At 66.7% G+C, this 25,148-nt stretch carries 36 protein-coding genes, 3 tRNA genes and 1 pseudogene; 27 read left to right on the forward strand and 13 right to left on the reverse strand.

The window, feature by feature from the left end; translation table 11 throughout:
• Position 1 precedes the first annotated feature (1 nt).
• On the reverse strand, positions 2–2,122 hold the full coding sequence (glgX, locus tag DPQ65_RS06765) for a glycogen debranching protein GlgX (RefSeq protein WP_114906615.1): 2,121 nt from the start codon (positions 2,120–2,122) through the stop codon (positions 2–4).
• 177 nt (positions 2,123–2,299) lie between these two features.
• Between glgX and DPQ65_RS06770 the strand changes: the two genes are divergently transcribed.
• From DPQ65_RS06770 to DPQ65_RS06815, 10 genes are all read left to right on the forward strand, one after another.
• Positions 2,300–3,319 carry a YihY/virulence factor BrkB family protein gene (locus tag DPQ65_RS06770; protein ID WP_114906616.1) on the forward strand — a complete coding sequence of 340 codons (1,020 nt, stop codon included), beginning with the start codon at positions 2,300–2,302 and terminating at the stop codon, positions 3,317–3,319.
• 74 nt (positions 3,320–3,393) lie between these two features.
• A tRNA-Gly gene (locus DPQ65_RS06775) sits at positions 3,394–3,466 on the forward strand.
• Positions 3,467–3,493: 27 nt separating this feature from the next.
• Positions 3,494–3,564: transfer RNA gene (locus tag DPQ65_RS06780), tRNA-Cys, on the forward strand.
• 26 nt (positions 3,565–3,590) lie between these two features.
• A tRNA-Val gene (locus tag DPQ65_RS06785) sits at positions 3,591–3,665 on the forward strand.
• 119 nt (positions 3,666–3,784) lie between these two features.
• A complete protein-coding gene (locus tag DPQ65_RS06790) occupies positions 3,785–4,033 on the forward strand; it encodes an excisionase family DNA-binding protein (RefSeq protein ID WP_114906617.1) in 249 nt (82 codons plus the stop codon).
• Positions 4,030–5,190, forward strand: coding sequence for a tyrosine-type recombinase/integrase (locus DPQ65_RS06795; protein ID WP_114906618.1), 1,161 nt, complete (start codon positions 4,030–4,032; stop codon positions 5,188–5,190). Before DPQ65_RS06790 ends, DPQ65_RS06795 begins: the two co-directional genes overlap by 4 nt.
• Positions 5,191–5,265: 75 nt before the next feature.
• Positions 5,266–6,597, forward strand: coding sequence for a PQQ-binding-like beta-propeller repeat protein (locus DPQ65_RS06800; RefSeq protein ID WP_114906619.1), 1,332 nt, complete (start codon positions 5,266–5,268; stop codon positions 6,595–6,597).
• Positions 6,594–7,439: a hypothetical protein gene (locus DPQ65_RS06805; RefSeq protein ID WP_114906620.1), complete on the forward strand. Its 846-nt coding sequence runs from the start codon at positions 6,594–6,596 to the stop codon at positions 7,437–7,439. The genes DPQ65_RS06800 and DPQ65_RS06805 overlap by 4 nt, the downstream gene beginning before the upstream one ends.
• Before the next feature lie 24 nt (positions 7,440–7,463).
• Positions 7,464–8,252: a hypothetical protein gene (locus DPQ65_RS06810; protein ID WP_162802064.1), complete on the forward strand. Its 789-nt coding sequence runs from the start codon at positions 7,464–7,466 to the stop codon at positions 8,250–8,252.
• Positions 8,249–8,779 carry a hypothetical protein gene (locus DPQ65_RS06815; RefSeq protein ID WP_114906622.1) on the forward strand — a complete coding sequence of 177 codons (531 nt, stop codon included), beginning with the start codon at positions 8,249–8,251 and terminating at the stop codon, positions 8,777–8,779. Before DPQ65_RS06810 ends, DPQ65_RS06815 begins: the two co-directional genes overlap by 4 nt.
• 84 nt (positions 8,780–8,863) lie before the next feature.
• Here the strand turns inward: DPQ65_RS06815 and DPQ65_RS16285 are convergent, their stop codons facing one another.
• Together DPQ65_RS16285 and DPQ65_RS06820 are read right to left on the reverse strand one after the other, a co-directional pair.
• Positions 8,864–8,998 (reverse strand): sortase family protein, encoded by a 135-nt coding sequence (locus DPQ65_RS16285; protein WP_272947641.1) that lies wholly within the window; start codon positions 8,996–8,998, stop codon positions 8,864–8,866.
• Between the two features lie 43 nt (positions 8,999–9,041).
• Complete coding sequence (locus DPQ65_RS06820; protein ID WP_114906623.1) at positions 9,042–9,923, reverse strand: hypothetical protein; 882 nt, start codon at positions 9,921–9,923, stop codon at positions 9,042–9,044.
• 191 nt (positions 9,924–10,114) lie between these two features.
• Here DPQ65_RS06820 and DPQ65_RS06825 point away from each other — a divergent pair, with 191 nt between their 5' ends.
• Both DPQ65_RS06825 and DPQ65_RS06830 read left to right on the forward strand, forming a co-directional pair.
• Positions 10,115–10,489 (forward strand): hypothetical protein, encoded by a 375-nt coding sequence (locus DPQ65_RS06825; RefSeq protein WP_114906624.1) that lies wholly within the window; start codon positions 10,115–10,117, stop codon positions 10,487–10,489.
• 118 nt (positions 10,490–10,607) lie between these two features.
• On the forward strand, positions 10,608–11,306 hold the full coding sequence (locus DPQ65_RS06830; protein ID WP_238146731.1) for an RES domain-containing protein: 699 nt from the start codon (positions 10,608–10,610) through the stop codon (positions 11,304–11,306).
• Between the two features lie 2 nt (positions 11,307–11,308).
• Here DPQ65_RS06830 and DPQ65_RS06835 read toward each other — a convergent pair whose 3' ends face one another.
• The 6 genes and pseudogenes from DPQ65_RS06835 to DPQ65_RS15565 all read right to left on the reverse strand — a co-directional run bounded on the left by DPQ65_RS06835 (position 11,309) and on the right by DPQ65_RS15565 (position 12,772).
• Positions 11,309–11,689 carry a peptide chain release factor-like protein gene (locus DPQ65_RS06835; protein ID WP_238146732.1) on the reverse strand — a complete coding sequence of 127 codons (381 nt, stop codon included), beginning with the start codon at positions 11,687–11,689 and terminating at the stop codon, positions 11,309–11,311.
• A gap of 33 nt (positions 11,690–11,722) precedes the next feature.
• A pseudogene (locus tag DPQ65_RS16460) lies at positions 11,723–11,797 on the reverse strand (PCRF domain-containing protein); the annotation flags it as partial.
• Between the two features lie 7 nt (positions 11,798–11,804).
• Positions 11,805–11,945 carry a hypothetical protein gene (locus tag DPQ65_RS16060; protein ID WP_238146733.1) on the reverse strand — a complete coding sequence of 47 codons (141 nt, stop codon included), beginning with the start codon at positions 11,943–11,945 and terminating at the stop codon, positions 11,805–11,807.
• A 10-nt stretch (positions 11,946–11,955) separates the two neighbouring features.
• The gene (locus DPQ65_RS06840) at positions 11,956–12,426 is read right to left on the reverse strand and encodes an SH3 domain-containing protein (protein ID WP_114906627.1); all 471 of its coding nucleotides are present in this window, start codon (positions 12,424–12,426) and stop codon (positions 11,956–11,958) included.
• A gap of 10 nt (positions 12,427–12,436) precedes the next feature.
• Positions 12,437–12,613 (reverse strand): hypothetical protein, encoded by a 177-nt coding sequence (locus DPQ65_RS15560; protein ID WP_162802066.1) that lies wholly within the window; start codon positions 12,611–12,613, stop codon positions 12,437–12,439.
• An 18-nt stretch (positions 12,614–12,631) separates the two neighbouring features.
• On the reverse strand, positions 12,632–12,772 hold the full coding sequence (locus DPQ65_RS15565) for a hypothetical protein (protein ID WP_162802067.1): 141 nt from the start codon (positions 12,770–12,772) through the stop codon (positions 12,632–12,634).
• Between the two features lie 118 nt (positions 12,773–12,890).
• On the opposite strand from DPQ65_RS15565, the gene DPQ65_RS06845 reads away from it, so the two are divergent.
• Both DPQ65_RS06845 and DPQ65_RS06850 read left to right on the forward strand, forming a co-directional pair.
• A complete protein-coding gene (locus tag DPQ65_RS06845) occupies positions 12,891–13,205 on the forward strand; it encodes a hypothetical protein (RefSeq protein ID WP_114906628.1) in 315 nt (104 codons plus the stop codon).
• Between the two features lie 21 nt (positions 13,206–13,226).
• Positions 13,227–13,595, forward strand: coding sequence for a hypothetical protein (locus tag DPQ65_RS06850; RefSeq protein WP_114906629.1), 369 nt, complete (start codon positions 13,227–13,229; stop codon positions 13,593–13,595).
• Here DPQ65_RS06850 and DPQ65_RS06855 read toward each other — a convergent pair.
• Positions 13,579–14,616: a hypothetical protein gene (locus DPQ65_RS06855; protein WP_114906630.1), complete on the reverse strand. Its 1,038-nt coding sequence runs from the start codon at positions 14,614–14,616 to the stop codon at positions 13,579–13,581. The genes DPQ65_RS06850 and DPQ65_RS06855 overlap by 17 nt on opposite strands.
• Before the next feature lie 454 nt (positions 14,617–15,070).
• Positions 15,071–15,220 (reverse strand): hypothetical protein, encoded by a 150-nt coding sequence (locus DPQ65_RS15570; RefSeq protein ID WP_162802068.1) that lies wholly within the window; start codon positions 15,218–15,220, stop codon positions 15,071–15,073.
• A 501-nt stretch (positions 15,221–15,721) separates the two neighbouring features.
• Here DPQ65_RS15570 and DPQ65_RS15575 point away from each other — a divergent pair.
• A complete protein-coding gene (locus tag DPQ65_RS15575; RefSeq protein WP_162802069.1) occupies positions 15,722–15,865 on the forward strand; it encodes a hypothetical protein in 144 nt (47 codons plus the stop codon).
• Between the two features lie 76 nt (positions 15,866–15,941).
• Here DPQ65_RS15575 and DPQ65_RS15580 read toward each other — a convergent pair whose 3' ends face one another.
• A complete protein-coding gene (locus tag DPQ65_RS15580; protein WP_162802070.1) occupies positions 15,942–16,154 on the reverse strand; it encodes a hypothetical protein in 213 nt (70 codons plus the stop codon).
• A gap of 121 nt (positions 16,155–16,275) precedes the next feature.
• Here DPQ65_RS15580 and DPQ65_RS16465 point away from each other — a divergent pair, with 121 nt between their 5' ends.
• From DPQ65_RS16465 to DPQ65_RS16470, 6 genes are all read left to right on the forward strand, one after another.
• Positions 16,276–16,839 carry a DUF6463 family protein gene (locus DPQ65_RS16465; protein WP_114906632.1) on the forward strand — a complete coding sequence of 188 codons (564 nt, stop codon included), beginning with the start codon at positions 16,276–16,278 and terminating at the stop codon, positions 16,837–16,839.
• Positions 16,836–17,519 (forward strand): TetR/AcrR family transcriptional regulator, encoded by a 684-nt coding sequence (locus DPQ65_RS06870; protein ID WP_114906633.1) that lies wholly within the window; start codon positions 16,836–16,838, stop codon positions 17,517–17,519. The genes DPQ65_RS16465 and DPQ65_RS06870 overlap by 4 nt, the downstream gene beginning before the upstream one ends.
• The gene (locus tag DPQ65_RS06875) at positions 17,516–18,169 is read left to right on the forward strand and encodes a DUF2867 domain-containing protein (RefSeq protein WP_114906634.1); all 654 of its coding nucleotides are present in this window, start codon (positions 17,516–17,518) and stop codon (positions 18,167–18,169) included. The genes DPQ65_RS06870 and DPQ65_RS06875 overlap by 4 nt, the downstream gene beginning before the upstream one ends.
• Positions 18,170–18,234: 65 nt before the next feature.
• The gene (locus DPQ65_RS15585; protein ID WP_162802071.1) at positions 18,235–18,390 is read left to right on the forward strand and encodes a hypothetical protein; all 156 of its coding nucleotides are present in this window, start codon (positions 18,235–18,237) and stop codon (positions 18,388–18,390) included.
• 432 nt (positions 18,391–18,822) lie between these two features.
• Entirely contained in the window at positions 18,823–19,392 is a 570-nt protein-coding gene (locus tag DPQ65_RS06880; protein WP_114906635.1) for a hypothetical protein, read from the forward strand.
• A 152-nt stretch (positions 19,393–19,544) separates the two neighbouring features.
• Entirely contained in the window at positions 19,545–19,994 is a 450-nt protein-coding gene (locus DPQ65_RS16470) for a TipAS antibiotic-recognition domain-containing protein (RefSeq protein WP_114906636.1), read from the forward strand.
• A 788-nt stretch (positions 19,995–20,782) separates the two neighbouring features.
• Here DPQ65_RS16470 and DPQ65_RS06890 read toward each other — a convergent pair.
• A complete protein-coding gene (locus tag DPQ65_RS06890) occupies positions 20,783–21,667 on the reverse strand; it encodes a LysR family transcriptional regulator (RefSeq protein WP_114906637.1) in 885 nt (294 codons plus the stop codon).
• A 76-nt stretch (positions 21,668–21,743) separates the two neighbouring features.
• On the opposite strand from DPQ65_RS06890, the gene DPQ65_RS06895 reads away from it, so the two are divergent.
• The 6 genes from DPQ65_RS06895 to DPQ65_RS06920 all read left to right on the forward strand — a co-directional run bounded on the left by DPQ65_RS06895 (position 21,744) and on the right by DPQ65_RS06920 (position 25,048).
• A complete protein-coding gene (locus DPQ65_RS06895; RefSeq protein WP_114906638.1) occupies positions 21,744–22,361 on the forward strand; it encodes a LysE family translocator in 618 nt (205 codons plus the stop codon).
• A 47-nt stretch (positions 22,362–22,408) separates the two neighbouring features.
• Positions 22,409–22,990, forward strand: a complete 582-nt coding sequence (locus tag DPQ65_RS06900) for a dihydrofolate reductase family protein (protein WP_238146734.1) — start codon at positions 22,409–22,411, stop codon at positions 22,988–22,990.
• A 4-nt stretch (positions 22,991–22,994) separates the two neighbouring features.
• Positions 22,995–23,453 (forward strand): VOC family protein, encoded by a 459-nt coding sequence (locus tag DPQ65_RS15840; protein ID WP_202863039.1) that lies wholly within the window; start codon positions 22,995–22,997, stop codon positions 23,451–23,453.
• The gene (locus DPQ65_RS06910; protein WP_114906639.1) at positions 23,450–23,941 is read left to right on the forward strand and encodes a pyridoxamine 5'-phosphate oxidase family protein; all 492 of its coding nucleotides are present in this window, start codon (positions 23,450–23,452) and stop codon (positions 23,939–23,941) included. The genes DPQ65_RS15840 and DPQ65_RS06910 overlap by 4 nt, the downstream gene beginning before the upstream one ends.
• A gap of 184 nt (positions 23,942–24,125) precedes the next feature.
• Positions 24,126–24,347 (forward strand): hypothetical protein, encoded by a 222-nt coding sequence (locus DPQ65_RS06915; RefSeq protein WP_114906640.1) that lies wholly within the window; start codon positions 24,126–24,128, stop codon positions 24,345–24,347.
• 296 nt (positions 24,348–24,643) lie between these two features.
• Positions 24,644–25,048: a VOC family protein gene (locus DPQ65_RS06920; protein ID WP_238146735.1), complete on the forward strand. Its 405-nt coding sequence runs from the start codon at positions 24,644–24,646 to the stop codon at positions 25,046–25,048.
• Positions 25,049–25,148 lie beyond the last annotated feature (100 nt).

Genomic DNA, 25,148 nt, shown 5'->3' on the forward strand with positions numbered 1-25,148 from the left:
CTCAGGCGAGAGTGGGCTGTGGGATGCCCGTCAGCACGATCACCGACCGCGGTGGCACGGCGTAGGTCTGAGCGGTCTGCCAGTCCTCCTCGTGCACGGTGCCGGTGGTGTCGACCACGACGGTCCAGGAGGTCGCGTCGATGCCCTCGGGGAGGGTGAAGTCCACCGACTCGTGGTGGGCGTTGAACAACAGCAGGAAGTGGTCGTCGGTGACCGGTCGCCCCATCTCGTCGGGGGCCGCGATGGCCTCCCCGTTGAGGAAGACCATGATCGAGCGGGCGAAGTGGGACTGCCAGGCGTCGTCGTCCATGATCAGCCCCTGCGGGGCATACCAGACGATGTCCCCGAGCTCGCTCTGGCCGCCGTGTTCCGCGTCACCGGCGAAGAAGCGGCGTCGCCGGAAGACGGGGTGGGCCTTGCGCAGGGCGATCAGGTCTGTGGTGAAGTCGAGCAGCTCCTGCTGCTCCCGGTCCAGCTCCCAGTCCACCCAGGACAGCTCGTTGTCCTGGGCATAGACGTTGTTGTTGCCCGACTGCGTGCGCCCCAGCTCGTCACCGTGGGAGATCATCGGCACGCCCTGGCTCAGCAGCAGGGTCGCCAGGTAGTTCTTTTGTTGCTTGAGCCGGAGTGCATTGATCTCCGGGTCATCGGTGGGCCCTTCCACACCGCAGTTCCAGGAGCGGTTGTGGCTCTCCCCGTCGTTGCCGTCCTCGCCGTTGGCCTCGTTGTGCTTCTCGTTGTAGGAGACCAGGTCCCGCAACGTGAACCCGTCGTGGGCCGTCACGAAGTTGATCGAGGCGATCGGCCAGCGGCCGCTGTGCGCGTAGAGGTCGGAGGAGCCGGTGATCCGGGACGCGAACTCGCCCAGCGTCGAGGGCAGGCCGCGCCAGTAGTCGCGGACGGTGTCGCGGTACTTGCCGTTCCACTCGGTCCACAGCGGCGGGAAGTTGCCGACCTGGTAACCACCGGCCCCCAAGTCCCACGGCTCGGCAATCAGCTTCACCTGCGAGATCACCGGGTCCTGCTGGATGATGTCGAAGAAGGCGGACAGCTTGTCGACCTCGTGGAACTGGCGGGCCAGGGTGGCGGCCAGGTCGAAACGGAACCCGTCGACGTGCATCTCGGTGACCCAGTAGCGCAGCGAGTCCATGATCATCTGCAGCACGTGCGGACTGCGCATCAGCAGGCTGTTGCCGGTGCCGGTGGTGTCGTAGTAGTGCGCCGGGTCCTCATCGACCAGGCGGTAGTAGCTCTTGTTGTCGATGCCCCGGAAGGCCAGGGTCGGGCCCAGGTGGTTGCCCTCGGCGGTGTGGTTGTAGACCACGTCCAGGATCACCTCGATCCCGGCCGCGTGCAGGTTCTTGACCATCGTCTTGAACTCGGTGACCTGTTGTCCCTGGGTGCCGTGTGCGGCATACCCGTTGTGCGGCGCCAGGAAGCCGATCGTGTTGTAGCCCCAGTAGTTGCTCAGCCCCTGGTCCAGCAGGGTGCGCTCCTCCACGAACTGATGCACCGGGAGCAGCTCGATGGCCGTCACCCCGAGGTCGGTCAGGTGCCCGATGATCGCCGGGTGGCCCAGCGCCGCGTAGGTGCCGCGGATCTCCTCGGGCACGTCCGGGTGTTGCATGGTCAGACCCTTGACGTGGGTCTCGTAGATGACGCTGTCGTGGTACTCGTGGCGTGGTGGCCGGTCGTGGGCCCAGTCGAAGAACGGGTTGACCACGACCGAGAGCAGGTTGTGGCCGAGAGAGTCCTCCTCGTTGAGCGATTCCGGGTCCTCGAAGTCGTAGGAGAAGACCGGCTGTTCACCGGAGACGTGACCGTCGAAGGCCCGGGCATAGGGGTCGAGCAGCAATTTGGCGGGGTTGCAGCGGTGCCCCTCATCGGGGTCGTAGGGCCCGTGGATGCGGAAGCCGTAGCGCTGCCCCGGCTCGACCTGCGGAAGGTAGCCGTGCCAGACGTAGGCGTCCACCTCGGTCAGCGGGACGCGGGTCTCCTCACCGGCGTCATCGATGAGGCACAGGTCGACCCCGGTGGCGATCTCGGAGAAGATCGCGAAGTTGACGCCGGTGCCGTCGTAGGTGGCACCCAGCGGGTAGGGCTTGCCGGGCCAGATATCCATCAAGGTCTCTCTGCAGGGGGCGGAGCGGGGCAGACGACTCTGTCAGCGCACCATCATCCAGTATGCCGTGGTGCCGGGCTGTTGCCCGCTCACCGGAGCCCTGTGCCGGACTCGGAGGGGAGAGACGCGGTCGGTCACCTGCCCGCCTGACCCGGCCGAGCGCCATACCGTAGGGGAATGACGGTGCGGCGCAGGGTCAGGGCGGTCCTCGCCCCGGTGCCCGGGGCCCTGCCCCTGGCGCGGCTCGTCGTCGAGGTCTTCCGGCTCTGTTTCCGCCACCGGGTGACCGGGTTGTCGGCCGAGGCCGCGTTCTTCATGCTGCTGTGCCTGCCGCCGCTGCTGCTGGGGATCACGGCCGGCGTCGGCTTCTTCGGGAGCACGTTCGACCCGCAGGCGGTGGCCCGGGTGACCGGGGCCATCGAGCGGCTCAGCGCCCAGTTCCTGACGCAGGAGGTGGTCAGCGAGATCATCGTGCCCACGGTCGAGGACACTCTGGCGGGCGGGCGTGCGGACCTGCTCTCGATCGGCTTCCTGATCAGTCTGTGGTCCGGCTCGCGGGCGCTGCACGTCTTCATGGACGCTGTGCAGATCATGTATGCCCAGAGCGGGCAGCGCAGCATCATCGGGGCACGGGCCATGTCCCTTGGCCTGTATGTCGGAGCCGTGCTGCTCGCCGGCGTCCTCGTGCCGCTGGCGATCATCGGGCCGGGGCTGCTGCGTGAGTGGCTCCCCGAGCAGCTAGACCCCCTGGTCGGGGCGTACTGGCCTGTCGTGGCGGGTCTGGCGCTGCTGGGCCTGACCTGCCTCTACCACTACGCGCCGAAAGAGAAGACGCCCTTCTACCGCGACTTCCCGGGGGCGGTCGTCGCGGCCGTGATCTGGCTGGTGAGCTCCATCGGATTGCGGGCCTGGGCCTCCGTCGCGGTGGGTGGCACGACGATCTTCGGTCCGTTGGCCGCCCCCATCATCGCACTGACGTGGTTCTTCCTCGTGGCGCTCGCCATCCTGATCGGTGCCGCGACCAACGCCTCCATCCGGCGGCTGTGGCCGACAGACGACTATCGGGGCCCGATCGAGCGCGCGGGGGACTGGTGGGACCAGCGGTCAGCCGAGCCGGCGCAGCCGCTCTCGCACATCGAGGACCGCACCGACCCCGAGCGCTTGCCCCGCCGCGACGGCCCCACGAACCCCTCCTGACACGCGGATTTGGTGAGTGGGCCAGACGTCGGATAATCTTCCGTGACGCCTGAGGGGAACACCCGAGGGAAGATGCGGACGTAGCTCAGTTGGTAGAGCGCAACCTTGCCAAGGTTGAGGTCGCCGGTTCGAACCCGGTCGTCCGCTCGGAGGCAACCACCCAAACTGCCTCACGGTGGCGTGGCCGAGAGGCGAGGCAACGGCCTGCAAAGCCGTCTACACGGGTTCAAATCCCGTCGCCACCTCGCAACAAGCACCACCCACAACATCAGGGCGATTGGCGCAGTGGTAGCGCGCTTCCTTGACACGGAAGAGGTCACTGGTTCAAACCCAGTATCGCCCACCAGTATTTGCGCAGGTCAGCGTGTTATCACGCTGGTTTGTAGAACAGTAGTCCGAGGGTATTGGCCCGGGTATTGGCCCGGGGTGGGCCTAACCCCCGAGCCACGCCACACCACCAGCCACATGAATGGATTGCCTCCAAGACTGTGGACGGTCGATGAACTGGCGGACTACCTCTCCGTGCCTAAGGGCTACGTGTACAAACTCACGTCGGCGCGTCGCATCGGCTTCCTCAAGCTCGGCAAAGAGCTGAGGTTCACCGACAAGCACATCGAGACCTACCTGGATGCCATCGCGGGAACCAACTCCGCCGCTGCGGCACCACCCCTTGCAGTACGTCGCAGCGGGCGACCCAGGAAGAGGTCAGCATGAGCAGCAAACCCCAGTACAAGAACGTCGAGCCCAACATCTCCCGCAGAGATGGCGCAGAAGGCACAACCTTCCGAGCCAGGGTGCGGGTCGGCGGCGACAGGAAAGCCACCCAGACCTTCGACACTCTCGAGGAGGCACGCGCGTGGGTACGGACCGTACGCGCGGGGGACTACGACGTGGAGCCCAGAACTGAAGCCGCCCGGCCCAGCGGGACGATGACCTGGGCTCAGTGGCACGAGCAGTGGCTGGAGATGCTTCACGTCTCAGACAGCACCCGCGCCACCTACGTCTCGGTATCCAGGAACCACCTGCTGCCAGTGTTCGGCGGTATGGCGCTGTGTGAGATCAGGTCTAGCGACGTCATGGCGTTCCAGGCGCAGATGCGGGCGAAGAACAAGAAGAAGGCCACCATTGACAAGTGCCGCCAGGTGCTCGGGCAGACCATGTCGCTGGCACTGGCGGACGGTCTCATCGCCAGCAACCCGACGGTAGGGCTGCCCCGGCGTCGATCAACGCACAGCGACCCGGTCGAGGACATCGTGCGCCGGTACCTCGCCGTGGAGCAGCTCGACCGACTGGAGAAGGAAATGGACCTCTGGTGGCGGCTCGCGGTCCGTGTCCAGATTGAGCTCGGGTGTCGCATCGGTGAGCTGGCGGCCCTGCGTGTGAGCGACGTCGACCTCGCGGCTGGGGTTGTGCACATCCGCGGGTCGATGCAGAAGCGCGGAACCATTGGGCGCACCAAGACGCAGGCAGGTCTGCGGTCCATCAATACCCTGATGCCTCAGACCGCAGAACGTATCGCTCAACAGGTCGAGGAGCGGGGTCAAAAGCCGGGAGATCTGCTGTTCACCGGGCCACGTGGTGGGCGACTGGATCAGGACACCTACCGCCGCCGAAAGTTCAACCCTGCTATGAAGGCTGCCGGGCTCGGGCGCATCTTGGAGAAGGGGCGCTCGTCGACTCACGTCCTGCGCCACACCCTGACAACCAACCTGGTGCAGCACGCTGGCATGTCGCCTCAGCAGGTCGCCATCCTGCTCGGCCACAAGGACTCCCGGGTCACCGACCGGGTGTATCTGCACCTGGAGTCCAGCGAGCTGCCGGACAACCGGGACAAGCTCGCTGCGATGTACCGCGGCACCCAGACGGGCTAGCCGAACCACGAAAGCCACACCACTGGTCGACCAGTGGTGTGGCTTTCGTGGGTCGCACCGCACAGTAGACGGGGTATGACCAACCACATCAGCGACCGCGCCGAGACTGCCCGGGAGCAGCACCGTGACCCCTCTGGCAAGTTCGGGCGCCAGCCGGCCTCCGAGACGGACCTCGCCCTTGATGAGGCCACCCACGAGGCTGAGCGAGAGCAAACTCGAGAACTGGTCGTCGCCACCCGCGGCCTGTCAATCAACCCGACCACCGGGGCAGCGCCTCAGTTCATCCGCAACTATTCGTGGCATGACGAGGACCCGGACTCCGGCAACTTCGCCATGTGGTCTGAGGACCTGCTCAACACGTCGGCCACCGGACTGTCGGACCCGGCGCTGGACGACCTACACTCGGCCAGCTCGTTCATCGAGGAAGCCGCGGCCGACCCGGAGAACGCCACCGCGCAAGACGTTGCCCAGTCGGCCTACGACACCTACTGGCGCTATGACGCTGCCAGCGGTGACTTCGACGACAGCGAAGACCGCGAGCTGTGGGTCGCCTTGGCCCGGGCCAGCCGCGGTGAGCAGCCCAACGCCGCCCAGGTAGCGATGGCCGACGAGGTCGCCGCCCACGAGGCTGACGGTGGTGTCGTCGAGGTTGACCGCTATGACGGCAGCGTGCGTTGGCGAGTTAACGGTGACGAGCACGCCCCGCTGTTCCGTGCCTGCTCCGACACTGACGGTGCCCCGGCGCTGTTTAACAAGGACGGTGAGCCGATGGTGTGGGTTCGTGGATTCTCCACGGTCCGAGAGGTTCACGACGACGGCCAGGGCACCGTCTATGACCCGGAGACTGGCAACCCGACCTATGAGGTGAAGCCGGACGGTTCGTTCGCCCACTACGACCCGAGCTCCCCCTGGGATGAGCACCGACCGCCCGACGAGGGCCCGGCCAGGCTCGATCCCGACGGAGCCCGGTGGTCCTTCCACGACGAGCCCCACCGCGACCACCAGGACGGCCCGGCGATCATCCGCTGGGACGGTGAGGTGGAGTACGTCGAGGACGGCTCGGACGTGCACCCGCCGGACGAGGTGCTGGAGCGCCACCAGGTCGAGAGGGTCCCCGATCCGACGCGTCCGGACGGGGTGAGGTACTGCCTGAAGGGCTCCACGCGGGATGCGTCTTTCGACCTGACCGGGCACCCGCTCGACCACGGGCACTGCATCAGCGAGCCGGGATCGAAGAAGGACCTGCCGGCGGTGGCCCACCTGATGACACTGAACACTGAGCGACGCCACGCGTCCGACTCGGCGGCCGTCAAGGGGCTCATCCGTGACGGTCACCCCGCTGCCAACCGGCTCCGGGCCCGGTTCTCTGTCGAGGCCAGCGAGGTCGACCAGGAGGCATCGCGATGAGCAAGTACGAGTGGGAACGTGGCGAGATCAAGCTGCCGACGGCCGAGTTCGCGAAGGTGCGGCAGAGGGTCCAGGACGCCGCAGCCAAGGTGAAGACTGATGCCTTCGAGCAGACCCAGTCCTTCTGGAAGGGGCTGTCGCGCAAGGAGCAGACCGACCCGCAGGCTTACCGGGAAGCGCTGTACCACTGGGCCCGCCAGGTGCCGCATGGCCCGGCCCGGGATGAAGCCTGGCAGATGCTGGGAGGCCACGAGGGGATGTCCCGGCCAGCTCGGGTGCAGAAGTCTGATGTCGACTTCCCGAACAGCCGCACGACCCATTTCCGTTGCGATGAGGCGTCCGTGTCGTTCGACCGGAAGAACTCGACGATGACCTGGGACGTCGCCGAGAACAACCACTCCGTCGAAAGGGCGAACGAGTCCTGGCTGGCCGGGGCCACGTTCGGTGCACTCGCCGACGTGAAGTGGACGGGCAAGAACACCGGGGGAGTCCTCACCGGCAACGACGAGTACAACCGGGAGGCCGACTATTCCGGTGGCGGGGCGAGCTACACCACTGCCGGCTTCGGACCGATCGGTGCCTTGCAAGCACCCAGCCACACCAGCCCGTACACCGACTCCAAGGGTCGCAAGATGCACGGTGTGGCGAAGATGGGGCGATACGGCATCGTCGGCAAGATCGAGCCGTATACCCCCGAGCCCCGCCGTTTCGCAGGCGGCTACCACTCATCGGCCCTGGGCGGCTACACCGCAATGCAGGGCCGGCACGCGGCAGGCAGTTACGGCGGGCGCGGTGGGCAGTTCGCCTCACACAGCGCCAACGAGTCGAACGTCCAGCTCTGATCGGCCCCGCACAGTAGACCGGGCATGAGCACGCACATGACTGCCGCCGCCGAGGCTGCCCGAGAGCAGAATCGCGGGCCTGGAGGCAAGTTCGGGGTCCAACCGGCCACCGAGTCCGACACCGAGCTCCCTTCCGGGCCCCGAGCAAGCCTGCAGATCTCCCGGAGCGAGCTGGCTGACCCCGACGACCGCGAAGGCCTGGAGAACGTGGCGGCCGCCCTGGAGAGGTCCGGAGTGGACGGTCACGTGGTCTGCGAGGTGCACATGTTCGCGACCGACATGGAGTTCGATGTCAACGACAGCGAGCTCGGCCAGTTCCGGGTGCTCTCGTCCCTGGATGGTCGCTTGGTCGCTGTCAGCCACCCCGAGACCGGCACCGAGCAGATCCGCACCTCGAGGGATGGCGGCCTCACCCAGGAGCACCAGGAAGTCGTCGGGGTCTACTCCCGTGTGCGAGGCGCCGTGCACGCCCAGGTCGCCGTCCGTGACGCAGTCCAAGGAGTCGTCGGGCCAGACGTGCAGGCTGAGCTGACCGGTGACGGAATCGAAGTCACCTCGCCGCGCGGCAGCTTCGCCATCGAGCCTGATGCCTACAACCGGCACAGCGACGGCGAGGCCACACTGCACACCGACGACGGCCGCCAGATCGAGGCCTCCTACAGCGCCCAGCACGAAGACGTAGCCCTGACCTACGACGACCAGCCGCTTGGCCACCGCCGCACCGGTGAGGTCCTGGCCGAGCTCGACGAGATCGCCGGACGTCGCGACACCCTCATGAACACCTTCCGCAAGACAGGAGCACCAAGCCGATGAGCACCGCCTACGACGAGACCAAGCACCCACGCGGGCCGCGAGGTAAGTTCGCTACCAAGCCTGCGGGGGAGTCCGAGGTCGCATTGGGGCCGTCGGTCGTACCGAAGCGCCAGCGCCCGTGGACACCAGAGACCGACTCCCTCGCCATCGACCGGCTCGCGATCATGCTGGCCGACACAGACGGCTCAGAGTCCACCGGTGACTACCTGGAGGACGCCGCGAACTTCATCGCCGCCACCGGACGCCCGCACCCCGGTGACGCCGACTTGGACACCTACCTTCGTGACCTGGTCGCCTGGGCTGACGAGGGATCGGACCGAGGCAGGCACGGCAAGCCATCGAAGGACACCAACGCGATCAACACGCTCGCCCTCCATCTCGCGCGGACTCCGGACTGGAGCGCGGACGAAGTCGAGGAACTGAGCAACACGGTCACCCGCACGGGTCGCCCAGCCCTGACCAACGCTATTCGTGGCCCTGCTGGTGAGGACTACCAGCGCGCACTGGACGACTGGCGCGCGCAGTAGCCCAGGTCCTTAGCAGACAGAAGGCCCGGTCGGCACTGTTCTCGTTCCAGAACAGTGCCGACCGGGCCTTCTGCGGGTGTGGGGCTAGCCGGCCGCCTGGGCGCTCGAGCTGGCCGGGACAGCAGTCACCACGATCTTCTTCTCGTGGGACCACTTGCCGCTGGGTAGCTGGTACAGGCGCCCGCCGCAGGTGACCAGGGTAAGCAACCGCTCACTCATAGCTCCTGTTGGGCAACGGCTAGTGGTTTTGCGTTTCCTGGCGTCAGATTTCGACCCAGTAGGAGCCACGCTCGTAGCCCCAGACCTGGGCCCGGTCGCCGTCGTTGGGGCTGGCCATGAGCTGACGGAGGCCCTCGTTGACCTCACCGGTGTCGACGTCCTCGGGCCAGCCGTACTCGAGCTCCACACGGGCGCCGGCGGCATCGGTCGCGCTCTCGATGTACGGGCCGTCAGACTCCTCGCAGATCTCAACCCGGGTCACGCTAGGCTGGTAGGCGCGGAACAGTTCCTTAAACGCCTCCCGGCCACGGACCAGCCGATCACGCTCCTGCGCCACACTCCGGTGCGGTCCATGACTGGCCGCCTCCGAGAATGAGTCGAAGTGATCGGGCTGTCCAGTGTCCGGGTCGTGCCAGTCCTCGCCCCACGGTGCATCCGGGTGGTCGACCTCGAGCTCCAGGGTCCTGGCGCCGTCGACCTCGGGGCCGTAGATCTCGTCGACGACCGTGGCATCCCAGGAACTCGCGCCGTGTTCGACGGCGGCGTCGTAGGAGTAGTAGGCGCCATCGGCCGGGAAGTTCTCTGGCTCGGTCAGGTCGATGAACTCGCCGTCGGGACCCGTTGCCTCGGCCAGGTGCGGACCGGGGTAGCCCTCGTCCTGCCGCAGCCGCACCTTTGTCGCGCCGGGGAAGCTGCGGCGCAGGCACTGACGGAGCGTCTCGCGCGCTGCCACCAGCCGGGCCACCTCGCCGTTGCGGTCCTGCGCACGGTCGGGGTCGGTGACGCTGGCCAGGTCGTCCTCCACTGTGCCGGTCAGGACGTCGCCATCAGCTTCGGAAGCAGGCTGGACCCCGAACTTGCCATCGGGAGAGCGCGCCTGCTCGCGAGTTGCCTCGGCCTGGCTGCTGATCTGCTGGATGCTCATGCCTGGTCTACTGTGCGGGGCTCGCGCGCTGGCCCCACTGCTGTGAAGCAGCTCGCAGTGTCACGGCGAAGTAGCAGAGCATCACGAACAGCAGACTCGCCAGCTCGTTGACCGAGATGCTCTTTTGTGGGGCTTTTAAGGGGCTTTTATGGGTGTTAGCATGGGGATGTGAACCGGAAGGAGTGCTAATCATGAGCGACCTGATGACCAAGACGCACGCGGGCACGACGCGGCAGAACATCCACGAGACGGTGCGTCAGCTGAACCAGGCACTCGGTACCACCGCAGTGTCCTTTCTCGCTGATGCGAAGGACCGCAAGCAGGCCGGACGGTGGGCGAGACCGGATGGTGTCGAGCCTCGTGCGGCTACTAAAAAGAGGTTGCTCGCGGCGCACCGTGCATGGCAGATCCTGGTCCTCTCTGAGGGTGAGTACGTGGCCCGGAACTGGTTCATCGGCACCAACCCGCGACTGGCGGAACGTTCCCCCCTGGAGGCGCTGCGAGAAGGCGAGAGCGACCTGGTGGTTTTGGCCGCTGGTGCCTTCGCAGACGGCACCGACGGATGACCTCAGCCGCGACGACCGGGCTGGAACGACATGTGCTCGAACGGGCCTACGTCTGGTCGCCTGTCGCCGGCAAACCATCTACCGGATAGCCAAGACGTCCTACGGTGCCCTGAACCCAGTGCAACGCACTGGGGGGCAGGTTGAGTCGTGGGGCCGATGGGATGTCGACGGTCACCGTACGGCTTACGCGGCGGACAGTGAGTATGGGGCCTACATCGAGGTCCTCAAGTATCTGAGCCCATCACCGCGGCTGAATGTCGCCACTCGCGACGTCTTCCCTGACGACGACTCGACCGAACAGCCCGGAACCCTCTTGGACGTCATCCGATCTCAGTGGGATGACCAGTTCACAGGCTTCACCGTGGGCAAGCTTCCTCAGGTCTGGCGAGATGAGCGACGCCTGTACGAACTGCAGCTCCCCTGGGACGGGTGGCTCGTCGACATCGAGCACAGCGACACTCTGACAGCCCTGAACGCACGCATCGCCCAGGTGCTCCCCCCGGACTCCGGGGACTCACGTGACGTTGTCGACGCCCTGACCCGCGGACACCTCACCGGGGAGAGTCGTCGCATCACGACCACGGTGGCCGCGTACATCCACGCCGTGGTCCTCCAAGACGGTAGCCTCCCGCACGGCATCGCGTTCGGCTCCAAGCACGGGCAAGACCTGGGGTGTCTTGCGGCATGGTTGCGGAAGATGGATGACGGTCACCCGACAAACCTCGAGCCAACGAAGCTGACCGGCACCTTCACGATCGACCTGGACAACGAGACGTTCAAGCGGGCAGCCGACCAGGTCGGGCTCCAAGCGTTCTAGGCTCAGCCCAGTATGGGCTCCAGCTTCCCGGACAGTGCGCGCGACATGGACGTCTTCCTGCCACCGGGACCCTTCACCTCATCGCGCCAGCCCGTCCACGTCCAGGACCTGCCACCGTCGATGATCTCGGTCCGCGTCCCGTTGACCTGTTCGTGGGCCCGGTGGGCTGCCTGGCGCTCCAATTCGGTGCGCAGACGGTCCCAGGCGACGGCACGGTTCTGGTGCTGGGAGCGTTCCTCGGCGGCGGTCACCACAATCCCGGTCGGCAGGTGGGTAATCCTGATCGCGCTGTCGGTCTTGTTCCTATGCTGCCCGCCTGGCCCGGTGTCACGGTAGGTGTCGACCCGCACGTCGGCCTTGTCGATCTTCACGTGGGCGGGCATACCGGTGTCCTCTAGGGCGATGACGGCCACCTCGGAGGAGTGCCGGCGGCCGCGCTTCTCGGTGGCGGGAACGCGTTGGATGCGGTGCGTGCCGGCCAGTGACCTCAGGGAAGGGTCAAAGACGCTCCAGGACGATGGTGCGGCCGTCCCGGGAGGTGGTGCTGCCGGTGTGCTTGGCGATCGCGTCGCCCAGTTCTGCAGCAAACGACTCGGCGTCCGCGCCACCCTCACGGGGGTGGATTTCCAGGGTGATCATTGCGTGCTCCTTAGTCGCACAAGGTGATGGTCGAGATGTACTTGTCCGTGCCGGCCAGTTGCAGCCAGCCGTCGGCATCGGTGGTCGTGGTCAGGAGCTCATCGCCGGCGACCACGGTGCCGACGACCTCGTGGTCAGTGCTCGGCCCGGCTCGCAGGTTCGCCACGTCGGAGCAGACCTGAGCGGTGGACTCGGCCGGTGGTTGTGCCGCGGCCTTAGCCTGCTCGGGCTCAGTGGGTTCGTCCTTGGTGGCCGACTCGGTGACCTGAACGGCGTCGCTGTCCTGGCCCTCGCTGTCGTCAATGAGGCCTTTGATCAGGGAGACCATGAAGAGCACCAGCGCGATGCCGATGATCGGGACGACGACCAGTACCAGCGCCCGGCGACCGTGCCCCTTGGTGATGAGGGGCTTGCGCGGGGCCTTGCCAGGTGCCTCCTGGGTCAGCTCGTCGGTCTCGTCGTCGTCCACACTGGTGAACATGCCAAGACGGCTAGCGGTCCTGGTCGCTGATGGCTAGACGACGGCGGGCACCACGGTCGCGGGCTCGCTTGGTACGCCGGTCACCGTGGGTGCCGGCGGCGTTGGAACGGCGCAGTTCAGCCATGCCCTGGGCGTATCCAGGGTTGGCGATACCACGGTGCTTGCGGGCCTTCGTCTTGGTGCTCATGGCCTGTTGGTGTGGCGGTCAGCGGGTGGCGGAGCTCGGGCCGACGCGCACAATCTCCGGGCCGACCTGGGACTCGAACAGCCGGCGGGATGAGGGGACGATGCGCAGCCGCCTGGGCTCGCGGTGGCGGGCGGCGGGCTGCTTCTGGACAGGTGGCATTGCGGAAACCTTCGTGGTCGTGAGTGGGTGCCGGGGGACGGAAACACCGGCTTACTCATGAACATGCCAAGACGGTCGGGGCAGCCGGGGCATGTTCATGGTCAGGAGGTGGTCGCCCGTGTTGGATCGAATCAAGGAAGCATTCAGGCGTGCAGCGGTCCGCGCACTCAAGGCACTGGCCCTGCTCGTGGTGTTCATCGTGGTGCTGCTGCTGACCTGGTGGGCGCTGTCGTCATCCGGCGTGGTCCCCAGCATCGCGCAGGCCCGGGCCGAGCTCGATGACCTGATGGGTGGTGTCGACTGGAGGCACGTCGTCGGCTTCCTGGTTGCCGCTCCGCTGGTCCTGGTGGTCGTGACGGACCTGCTGGACGAGTTCCTGGGCACCGGCAGCTACGACCACCGAGACGACCGCTGGGATGACCGCAACCGCTGATCGGTGACAAACTGGTGCGGTGTGGTGACGCCGACCCTCGATGACCTGACCGCTGCACAGGCCGCCGCCGAACAGGCGCAGGCCCGGCTGGAGGCCCTCGCGCTGCGTGTTGTGGCCGACTACGTGCTCTCGCTGGCCCCGGACGTGGCCTACCTGCGGCTCGAGCCTAGACGTGGCGGTCGACTGGTGCTCGGCGACAGCCTGGATGCCAGGATGCGGCCCGTCCCGCGCGATGACGACCTGGACCTGCCCGGCTTCACTGCCGCCATGAGTGCCCTGGCTCACGTGGACGACGACGGCTGGTGGGTCGATGAGCTGACCGTGTCGTCGACAGACGGGTTCAGCCTGCTCCTGGACCTGGCCGCGGTGACCACTAGGGCGCCGAGGTGACCTCCGAGTTGTCGCCCCGGCGGGTGTCCGGCACCTGGTCGGCGGTCCACGGGCCGGCGGTGTAGACGACGACGTAGGAGCCGCCGGCCTGCATCTCGACGCGGCTGGAGGAGTCAATCTCCGCACTGGCGCTGCTGCCGTCGGGGCCGTACTGGGTGATGCGCATGGCCGAGGACGGCTCGAAGCGCCAGATGCCGGGCTCCTCCCCGAGGTAGAACGCCGCGGTGGACGGTGCGCCGATGCCGCCGACCATCTCCGGAACGGTGTCCAGGGGCGCTACCCGCAGGGACCACTCGCCCTCCGTGTCGACCTCGATCTCGTTGACCAGGGCGTCCATGCCGAAGACAGTGGTGCCGTAGGCGTCGCCGTCGACCTTGAGGTCCGGGGTGGCGGCCTCGTCGGACCCGGTGATCGTCATGGGCCCCGGTCCGATGTGCTCGAACTCCAGCTTGCCGGTCTGGGCGTCATCTGGCAGCTCGACGGTCCGCGGCCCGGTGCCGGAGGCTACGAAGGTTCCCTTGGTCCGACCGTCGGTGGGCTCGGGGTCCGGCTGCGCCGTGGCGGTGACCTGCTCGCTGTCAGGAAGCGGGCCCGCGGTGGCCGTGGTCGCCTCGGTGTCGGGCTCGGCCACCTCCGGGGGCGCCAGGTCACACAGGACGCTGACGGAGACGTACTGGCCCTCGTCGAGCTTGAGCCAAGCGCCGGACAGCATCCCGTCCACGTGGTCACCGAACTCGAGGGTGTCGACGATGTCGCCGCTGACCGACCCGGTGGAGCGCACATTGGCGGCGGCCGAGCAGATCGTGGTGGTGACGGGGGAGGCGTCCACCTGGGGCTCGCCGCGTAGATCCTCGACGGTCATCCCGGAGACCAGGACACCGCCGGCGCCCAGTGCAGCACCGACCAGCAGCGAACCGAAGAGGCCCCAGCCGACCCACTTGGGTGCCTTGCGCGGCAGGTCTGCGGCGTCGACGAACTCGTACTCGGGCTCGTCCTCGTAGCCGTTCTCGGTGGACTCCATGTCTGATTCCTTCGTGCGTCGGTCAAACGTTCTCGGAGTACCTGTGCCACCTACCTTCGTGCCAGGTGCGCACTCTCTTGGTCCCCGGCTTCGTGATGGTCGCGTGAATGGCCCTTATCGAGGGTTCCAGTCGGGCAGGTCTTCACGTTGGTTCCGGTCACGGCGGTCTCGGACTCATCGCCTCGGCTCACAGCGTTCCGGCGATCCTGGTCCCGGTGCGCCGGGCTTCGAGGTTGGCGCAGCTGGTCGGTCCCGGGGGAGAGCAGGTCCCGCGACGGCGCCGACGGTGACTGCCACCGCAGCAGGGGTCTGCTCGCAGGGTTTGGCCCCCGGCGAAGGATCCACAGCGGGCCGATGGCTGCGCGGACGGTCTCCTCGTCGACGCAACCGGAGCGAGCCAGATGATGCAGGTGCGCGACCGCTGACAGGAGGTGGACGTCGGGGTCGGTGACGGTCAGCTGGCGGGCCAGGGGAGCGAACCGACCCGCGGGTCGGTGACCACGAGGATGTCCGGCTTGACGACGAGGCGGCCTGGTTCCTGGCGGACCCCACCGATCACGTGGCAGACCAGGCGGGTGGTGTCGAGATGCAGCGAAGATGTCACAACCCCGACTCGTATGTAACATACACGCTGCCTTATGGGGATCCGCAGTGAGCATCAGGCAACGTTATGGCCGGTGAGGTTGGGTGCAGCGGCACCTTGTAGGAACCGAGAGCCTCGACGACCTGATTCACGTCCCACGACAACAGTTCGCCCAAGTCATAGCCTGCTGCCAAGTGCCGTCGTACGGCGAGATCGCCGAGCCAGTAGCCAGCGCGAGAGGGCCATGGGTGTCTGTCCGTGACGCCACACAGCGCGTAGGTGGTCTCGGCGTCGACCTTGTCCACGGTGGCTCGCAGTACGTCCAGGATCTGGGACGCGTGGCGTTCGCAGTCGCGGATCCACGCCTCGCCGTCAGCAAAGAGGTAGGCGGCGTCGTGGTGACCTGGCCTCAGCGCCCGGGTACCCGCCACCGCCAGACCCTCTGCCCACACTCGCATCCCGACGTGGTCGCAGTTCGGGTTCGGTGGCGAACCGCGACCACAGGGTTCGCATGTGTGCGACGTGAACCAGCTCGTGCACCGCCAACAGAGCATCGGCCGGTGGTTCGCGCAGCATCTCCAGGGCGACAAACAGGGTGGGACCGCTGCGGAGAACATCGACCCAGGCGTCCGAGTCACCCACGCCCACCATGAGGACGACATCTAGATCGGTGTCGTCCGGGATCAGCCCCAGGCGCACGAAGTCCGTGCTGGCCGCATCTAGCTCGCGCAGCATCCTGTCTTCACGTGCAGCTAGGTTCGCCAGAACCACGTCTACCTCGGCGCATGCTTCCCGGCGCCCGGCTAGCTAGATCACCGAAACCGGAGTAGTACGCGGCGAAGATGCTGGGATGAGCCGCCTCATACTCATCGACCCACGCCGTCTCCCGTTCCAGGCCGGCTGACACGTCAGCGAGCAGCCGGTAGGCAGCCGTGGTCGAAACGACGTTCAGCATGCCTGCGACCCTAACGCCCGTCTACAGCTGCCACCCTTGCCCTCCGCGTACGGGCAGGGGTCAGGTGGGGCGGCCGGCTGGCGGTACTCGACGGGCGACCTTGATTAACATACACGCATGCATGTATGTTTGCTTCGTGGAGAGAGACAGGGTTGATGGCAAGAGCGTTCGCCTCGTTCAGGCTGCCGGCTGGGTCGCCATCGGTATGGGTGCCGTGCATGTCGTTGTCGCGCCGCTGGAGCGGGGGGACGTCTGGTCGCAGGTCCTTGGCGATGGAGTGTGGAACACCTTCACCCTCAAGACGCCCAGCACGCTCAGCGAGTTCGAGCGCGCCGAGACGTTCTGGACCACCTTCGGCAGTTGGGGCGTCCCGACCCTCGTGTTCGGTGGCTACGTCGTGTGGTCGGCCCGGCAGGGCCATCGTGTACCGGGGTGGCTGGGGTGGACCCTTCTCGCTTGGGGAGCGCCGCTTGTGATTGTGCTCCCGGCCTCGCCGGGCTGGGCGTTCCCACTCATCGGGGGACTGATCGCGCTCGGGGACAGACGTCGGCAGGGCTGGTCTCCAAGCCAAGACCCACAGTGGCCATCGCGGGCCAGGCCAAGGCGTTTCGTCAAGGGATCGGCTGACAGCCCGTGGCTCCGAGAGCAAGGACGTGCAGGCATGTTTGCGGGAGGGAAGCGATGACGGGAGCGAAGCAGCGGCGGACCCAGGCCGATCGGCGCGCGCATACCAGGAGCGCACTGTTGGAAGCAGCGGCTCGGCGAATGTCCACCCACGGATACGCCAACCTGGTGCTGGAGCGGGTTGCGAGCGAGGCGGGATACAGCCGCGGGGCCGTGTATCACCTGTTCGCGAATAAGGAAGAGCTCGCCTTGGCGGTGGTGAAGTGGGTCGCGGAGACCTGGCGGGCCGAGGTGGGCGATCCCGCCGCCGAAGAAGCCGACGCCCTCGATGCGCTGATGATGATCGCCCGGGGCCACGCAATCTACTGCCGCCGCGACGTGGCCCGAGTGCTGATGACCCTCAGAGTCGAGTTCACCGGACAAGAGCATCCGATCGGAAAGGCCATCGCGGAGATCATTGATCGCCTCGACGCCGACTGCGCTGATCTGATCGCTGCAGGCAGGGCCAGCGGTTCGATCCCTCCCGGACCTCCGGCCCCGGCGGTGGCAGCCGCCTACACCGCCATCGTCGAGGCGGTCGGGATGGAACTAGCTGGCCACGCTCCATACGACATCGAACTCATGGACCGGGCTGCGCGGGGGGTCCTCGGGTTGACGCCCACCCCGCTCGCGACTGATCCACCGAGCCTCGTCTGGTCCTCGACATTGCCGGCCCACGAGGACAGGGAGGTCCAGCGTTGAGGCTGCCGATCACCGCCCACACGTCGCGTCTGTGGCGCATACACGAGGTGGCACCGGACTTCAAGGTCGAGGATGTGTGGCTACTACGGACGCCCGGTGGCGTGGAGGAGTTCCCTCGGCTGGTGTCGCAGTTCGCTTCCGACGACTGGCCACACGGAGCCCCTTTCATTGTCAGGCTTCTATGGCAGGCCAGGTGGAGCCTCGGCGCAGTGTTGGGCTGGGACCGCAAGGAGTCCAGCATCGGCTTCCGGGTGCCCTCTCTTCGCGACCGGCTGCCTGCGGATCTGCGCGATGCGCCCTCGGGTCCGGAATTCGAACCGTTCGCCCCGCTGTACCAACTGGAGCACGAGTGGGCGGCGGAGCTGGCCAACCGGACCGTACACACGGTGATACATATCGGCTGGGTTCCCGACGGCTCCGGCAGGTACCGCGGCCAGATGACGGCCCTGGTTCAACCCAACGGACTGCTGGGTCGTGCCTACATGACCGCGATCAAGCCGCTCCGGTACCTCATCGTGTATCCGGTCCTCGTACGCAGGATCGAGCGGGAGTGGATGGAGCCCGCGGCAACCCGATCACATGGGTCCGGGATCCCAGCCCTGCCGCCGTCCAAAAGAGCATCACGCCACGGGGATCCTCGCGACGTGTGAGCGTGGTCCAACCAACGCACGGCCCGAACGAACGGCCGGCCCACCCCAAGGAGACAGAGATCACCATGAGAGTGCACGTGCAGGTAACGGTCGAAGCGAGTCCGGACAAGGTCCTCGAGCTGGTCATGGACATCGACCGCTTCGCAGAGGTCGACGACGAGATGGACGTTTCAAATGCCCTGTGGCAGCGGAGGGTCTCCACCCTGACGGAGGTTGACTGATGAGTATGACCGATGAGAAGAAAACGACCGAGTCCGTGGAGCACGGTGAGCCCGGCCAGCACGTCGACATCGGACTGCTGCCCAAACAGCACAACCGGCTTGCACGCGATGGCGCGGTTGGGTGCTCACCAGCCAGCGGCGTGGGCGGGCCAGCGCCACCGGCCACGCCTCCCTCGACCACGGACGCGCATCGAACCCCTGGACCAGTCTCGCGGAATGACCCCCGCCGCCCGCGTCCACGATGAGTCATCCCTCGGGCTCGAAGCATCCCCTGAGAGGACGTCGAAGACACCCCACCGGGTGACGACACTCCGGCTGCATGTGCGCCACGCTCTGTGCAACCGCAGCACCGCGCCACGCCCATGCCACCTACCGCCGGCCACACGGTTACCGGCCGTCGCCCCGACGTGCCCTACTACCGGGAGAAAGCCCATGACCACGTCAGCTCACCCGACGCCTACCCGCCACACCGCCAGGTCCGGCTTCACGGCCCGGTGGCCAGCGGGGGCCATCACCGTCCTGATCGGCGCATTCGTTGCAGTCGTTGGCGCCCTGTGGGTCACCGACCACGTTTTGGGCTCAGAACCGGTCGACGCAACCGGATGGGTCATCCTCGCGGCCACCCTGCTCCGGCTGGCGACCATCGGCGTCGCCCTGGCCAGCATCCAGCACTGGGGGCGTCAGCTCCCAGCAGGCCCGCTCCTGGCCGCCCTGTGGGGCTGCGCGGCCGCCCAGCTGATCTACCCCGTGGCCGAGACCATGGTCAAGGCACTCATCCTCCTCGGCGCCGTCGAGCTGCCCCCCGTCGGGATCGGGAACATGACCTCCACCGGCTGGTTCAACTTCGCCGCCGCCTGGTTGGTTTTCGGAGTCCCCGGCGCCCTCTTCGTGGCAGCCGCCCGTTCCTATCAGAACCGCACCGGCGCCCGCTGGTGCTGGGCCGTGGCCGGAACGACCGGCGGCGGACTTGCCCTCCTCACGATCGGCCTGATCATCGGCTAGGAGACAACCACAACGCCAGCAGCGCGCTCATCTGTTCGCCCGCCAGGCCTGAAAACTGCTTGACACTGACGCGACGTTAGCCCAGAGCGTCGATGAACCATGGGGAGCAGAATGACGCGATCACCAATCAGCACTGCTGACAAACGCGAGGCCTGGGGGACTTCGCCGATCAGGACGAGGACTACCTCAACGAGGTCAAGGCTCGGTGGGGCAACTCCGAGGCCTACTACCAGTGCTCCCGCTGCGTGGCCCGCTACGGGAAGGCGGAGTGGGAGCGCATCAACCTCGACGACGCTGCGATCGAGACGCGTATCCGTGAGCTGATGGACGCAGGCGTCGACCCGACCAGTGCCGAGGCGATGGACGTCGCCGAGGCCCAGCGAGCGCGTATCTCGCGCTGGTTCTACGAGATGGACCCGACTTCCACGCCCAGAAGAGCGACCTGTACGCGCACGACCCGCGGTTTCGGGCCGGCACCGAGAACAACGCCCGGCCGGGAGCAGTCGAGTGGCTCCAGGTCGCAATCAAGGCGAACGCCGCACGCAGTAGATATAGGTGCGGCCCAGGCGGCCGCGAGACCTCGATTGTTGTGGCCAGCGTGATGCGGACCCGGGCGGCCAGTCGGGTGACGAGCTACTCACCTCAGACGTCGCAGGCCGACTCGATGCGTGGTGGCGTCCGAGATCGGGGCCTCAATTGGCAACGAGCTGAGGCTCTACCTGGGCTCTACCCCAAGGGAAGGTCCTCGGACACGCTCCTGGTCCTCGCTGAGTGCAACAACGGACGACAGGCATACCCGATGCGCGCGATAGGCAAGTCCCACCTTCAGTTTGTCAACCGAAATGCACCCTCATGTCCACGATGCATCAACGGCACCTTGCCCGCCCGGGTATGCCGTGGCCTCCTTAGTCGACTACATGGCGATCGACGTCGTACCGGTCGTGCTCGGCCGCGGCAAGCGGTACGTGGGCGAATTCACCGACTCCGAAAGTTGTGCTTGGCGATCCCGACGTCGCTATCCAAGGTCAGGGAGTGCTTCACCTCCGCTACCCGGTGCGCGCGGCCGCAAACCACGCCGAAGCAGACCGCGGCGCCCATCACGGCCTGTTCCTTCCCGAGGCCGCCAGCGACCGCCTTGGAGGACGATCGTGAGGACGGCCGTGAGCACGGTAGTGCTGTCGATCTCGATGTCGGTCTACGGCTTCATCGCAGCGCCGAGCGAGGACCCCAGGGCACGGGCTCTGGTTCTCGATGAGCTTGCTGTCAGGTCTTGCAAGTTCGGGCGTTTGGCGATGAGGCGGCGAAGTCGTCTAGGAGGCGCTCGGGGCCGAAATCGAATGTGGCATCGCTCCAGACCTCCGCCGTCTTGGCGTTCTGCGCTGCGAGCCCTTCACCTCCCGGAGCTCACCAGTACTCCGGCCAGGCTCTGCAGCATCCTCACCACGGCGGCGGTGGCCGGTGGGTCGGGCGGCTCACCGTAGGTGACGGCGAAGACCTGGCGAGTCTCCCCCGGCAGCATCGTCGCTTGCACGCCGGGTACGCGGTGCGCCTGCAGGGCGAGCCCCGGCAGGGTCCCCACCCCCATGCCGGCTGCGACGAGCGACTGGACCACGACCATGTCGTCGGTGGAGTAGGCGATGCGGGGGCTGAAGCCGGCACGTGCGCAGGTCGCGACCAGGGTGGCCCGGCACCGTTCGCAGCCGCCGACCCACAGGGAGTCGCGGTGGTCGGCGAGCCGCTGGTCGGGTTCGCGGCTCAGCAGGTGCAGCGGGTCATCGAGCAGGTGGCTGAGGCGGAAGCACTCGTCCTCCTGCGGGGTGTCGGGGTGGCGGAAGATCAGTGCGACGTCCACCTGGCCGGCCCGCAACATGGCCAGGGCCTCGGGTGGGTGCACGTCGACGAGGTTCAGCTCCAGGCCAGGGTGCCGGCGGGCCAGTTCGGACGCGGCGCCCGGGACCAAGGTGCTGAGCACGGTCTGGAAGGCCGCGAGGCGGACCCGACCGGCCTGCAGTCCCACGTGCGCGGCCAGCTCGTCCGAGGCCGCGTCGACCCGGCCGACGATCTCAGCGGCCCGGCGGGCCAGCAGTTCGCCCTCGGGAGTCAGCCGGATGCCACGCCCCACCCGCTGCAGGAGCCGTGCCCCGGTGGCGGCTTCGAGCCGGCCGAGCTGGTGGCTGACAGAGGGTTGCGAGTAGTGCAGTTCCCGGGCGGCCTCCGTCACCGACCCGTGCCGAGCGACCGCGTACAGGATCCGGAGTTGCGTCAGCGTCATCATGCATTCACTTTATCTATGTATTTCAGCGACTATTGGCATTGGACGTCATGACTCAGTTGGGGGCAGCATCGGAGCCATGGCCACATTCGCAATCGCCTCACTGCTCCTGATCATGCTGCCGGGACCCGACCAGGCTCTGATAACCCGCAACGCCCTGGTCGGCGGATGGTCCGGCGGCTTCCTGACGGTCCTCGGTGGCGCCCTCGGCCTCACGGTGCACGCCGGTGCCGCCGCGGTGGGCCTGTCCGCGTTGCTTATTGCCTCGGCGCAAGCGTTCACTGTCGTGAAGATCGTGGGCGCGTTCTACCTCGCCTGGCTGGGCATCCAGATGCTGCGCCAGGCGATCCGGTCCCGCCGGTCCTCCGAGGCGGACAATCAGGCGGTCGCGCCGCAGGGCGCGGCGTATCTGCGGCAGGGCTTGCTATCGAACGCGCTCAACCCGAAGGTGGCGTTGTTCTTTGTCACGTTCCTGCCACAGTTCCTCACCGCGGACGGGGGCTCGCCGCGCGCCCGCGCGCTCCTGCTCTCGGCGATCTTCGCCGGGCTCTACCTGGCGTGGTTCTCGTTGTACATCGTCAGCGTCGAGCAGCTTGGCCGCTGGCTACGACGACCCAGAGTGCGGACGCGCATCGAGCAGGTGACCGGGTTGGGGCTGGTCGCAGCTGCGGTCCGCCTTCTGACAAGCAGCCGCTGACTCCTGACCCAAATGTATCCGCAACCGAAGCAAGGGAGACCCTGAACATGGAAAACGTGCGAAAGCTGGTAGTCCAGCAGTGGGTGACTGTCGACAACGTCGCCGCGGAGGAGGACGGCGGGCTCAGCTTCGTGTCGGGCGAGCCGTTCGACGACGTCTCCACCAGCCCGTTCCAATCAAGCATGATGGGCTTCATCGACTCGGTCGACACGATGATCCTCGGCGCGAACACCTACGCCCAGAGCAAGGACTACTGGCCTTATGCCAAGGATCAGGGCGAGTGGGGGCGGAAGCTTAACAACCTCACCAAGTTTGTCGCCTCGTCGAAGCTGGATGACGCCCCGTGGGGCGACTTTCCCGCCGCGATCGTGATGCGCGACCCAGCCGCCACCATTCGGGAACTCAAGGAGCGCAGCGGCAAGGACATCTGGCTGTGGGGCAGCTTGCAGCTCATGCACTCCCTGCTGGACGTCGGTCTGATCGACGAAGTCCGGATGCTGGTCTGCCCGGCGTCACGCGGCAGGGGAACGCGCGTATTCGAGGACCGTGAAGACCTGACGCTGATCGAGGCCACCGGGTTCGACCATGGCGTGGCACTTCTGCGCTACGAGATCAAGAACCATGGGTAACGCCATGCCGATCCGGATGGATCACGTCGGCGTTGTTGTCGAGGACCTCTCGGCTACTATCGCGTTCTTCGACGAACTCGGCCTGGCACTGGAGGGCGAGGCCGCAGTCGCGGGCGAGTGGGTGGACCAGCTCCTCGGGCTCGTCGGCGTCCGAGCGAACATTGCGATGATACGGACCCTGACGGCCACGGCCGGATCGAGCTGTCGACGTTCCACGGGCCGGTGGTACCCGGCATTGGGTCGTCGGGCTGGTCGAGGAGCGCTTATAAACGTCGACCACAACTGGACACGATGGTCAAGGACGCTGCCCCATCGGACCAACACCCTGGACGCGATGACTAGGCATGTCGAGGAGGTAATCGACGAGGCCTGGACGCCTTACGGCTCGGTCGATGTCGAGAACGTTGGACTGGCTCCGTCCACTGAGCGAGTCCAGCCATCACCGAAAGGAGAAGCACCATGAACGAGCAGCAGATCACCGAGATCCTGGCCAAGCCGTACGCGCAGCAGCTGCTGAACGGCACCGACCCGGTCCGCCTCGCCTACGACGGCCTCGACGGCGACCCGAGGGTCGTCCCGATCGGCTTCTGGACCGAGGGCGACCGAGTCGTGATGGCGACGACGCCGAACGCGCCGAAGGTCGCCGCCCTGCGCGCCAAGCCGAAGGTCGCGCTGACCATCGACACCAACGCGTTCCCGCCGAAAGTGCTGCTGATCCGCGGCGCCGTCGAGCTCGAGATCGTCGACGGCGTCCCCGAGGGCTACCTGGAGGGCGGACGCAGGTTCATGACCGCGGAGCAGTACGTCGAGTGGGAGGTCGGTGTGAAGGGCCTTTACGACGAGATGGTGGTCATCCGGGTCACGCCTACCTGGGTCAAGCTGCTCGACTTCGAGACCACTATCCCGCGGGCGGTCGAGGAGCTCGTGAAGGCGAAGGCATCGGGCAGTTGAGAGCACAACGGCCCCGAGGCTCACCTAGTTGCCCACCCTCCTCAGCCGGTTGAGCTGGTTACGCAGGGCCTGCGTCGGGTCCTGGGATCCGGTGGCGGTGGCTCCCGGCCTTCCCTGGTGCGTGGACGCGGGATCCAGCCTCTACTGGGCGGGTGGCACCTTGGCTGCTGAACATGGTCGGGCTGTGCAGGTGACAGCGGACGGTGGCTCGGTCGTGGCCGACGGGCTCGTCGGCATCGGCCTGGTCAAGTTCGTCGCCACGCCGACGCTGGCCGTCATCGAGCAGCACGGGAGCCCTACGGTTGCGGCCGTGGGTGCGCGGATTCGATTGGGTCGGCACCGCCGCAGTTTCATTCTTGACCATCGCTCGCCGGGCGCGCTCTTCTTCGGGGCAGGTGTGAAGTAAGCAGAGCAAGGGAGGATGAGGATGAGTGTGAGATCCATCGTGGACAGGGAGCTCCCGCGGGGCTGGTGGCGTTCGCCGCACGGGTGGCTGACCAGGGCGAAGGAGCTGGCTTTCAGTTGCGTGGCGGTGCGAAGAAATAGAGTGGTGTTCTACGGCCGCTCTACGGCCTGGCGACCGTCGTGCCTGACCGCGCCGTGGATATCAAGGCATCGGTCTTTTCCGAACCCAGCAGCTCACCGAGATCGTCCTCCGAGCCGAACGCGGGCGGCTGCACACCTTCCACCAAAGGAGTCACTGTGATTACTAGCAGCTACCCGGTTCTGATGAGCCGCGACGTCGCGACCACCCGCGAGTACTACGAGCAGGTGCTGGGCTTCGCCGCCACGTTCGTCTCGGAGTGGTACGTCAGTCTTGCCCGCGAGGGCCACGAGCTCGCGATCCTCCATCCCGACCACGAGACGATCCCAGAGGCCTTCCGTGGAAGGCCTGCCGAGGGAGTGCTGGTCAACCTTGAGGTCGATGACGTCGACGCCTTCCATGCCGCGCTGCCCGATCATCCCTCGGTGGATGTCGTGCTACCGCTGCGCACCGAGGACTTCGGCCAGCGGCATTTCATCTTGGCTGCGCCGGACGGCGTCCTTGTGGACGTGATCACCCCGATCCCGCCCTCCGGTGAGTACGTCCACCAACACGTCGGGTAGACCGGGACACCGGCGGTCCGCCTGAGCTCGCTGGGTCGAGCACGCTCCAGGCAACGGGCCCGAACGCCCCCACTAGGATGGCGCCGAGGATCCCCAGCAC

This window comes from Ornithinimicrobium murale (genome assembly GCF_003352835.1).
GTDB lineage: Bacteria > Actinomycetota > Actinomycetes > Actinomycetales > Dermatophilaceae > Ornithinicoccus > Ornithinicoccus muralis.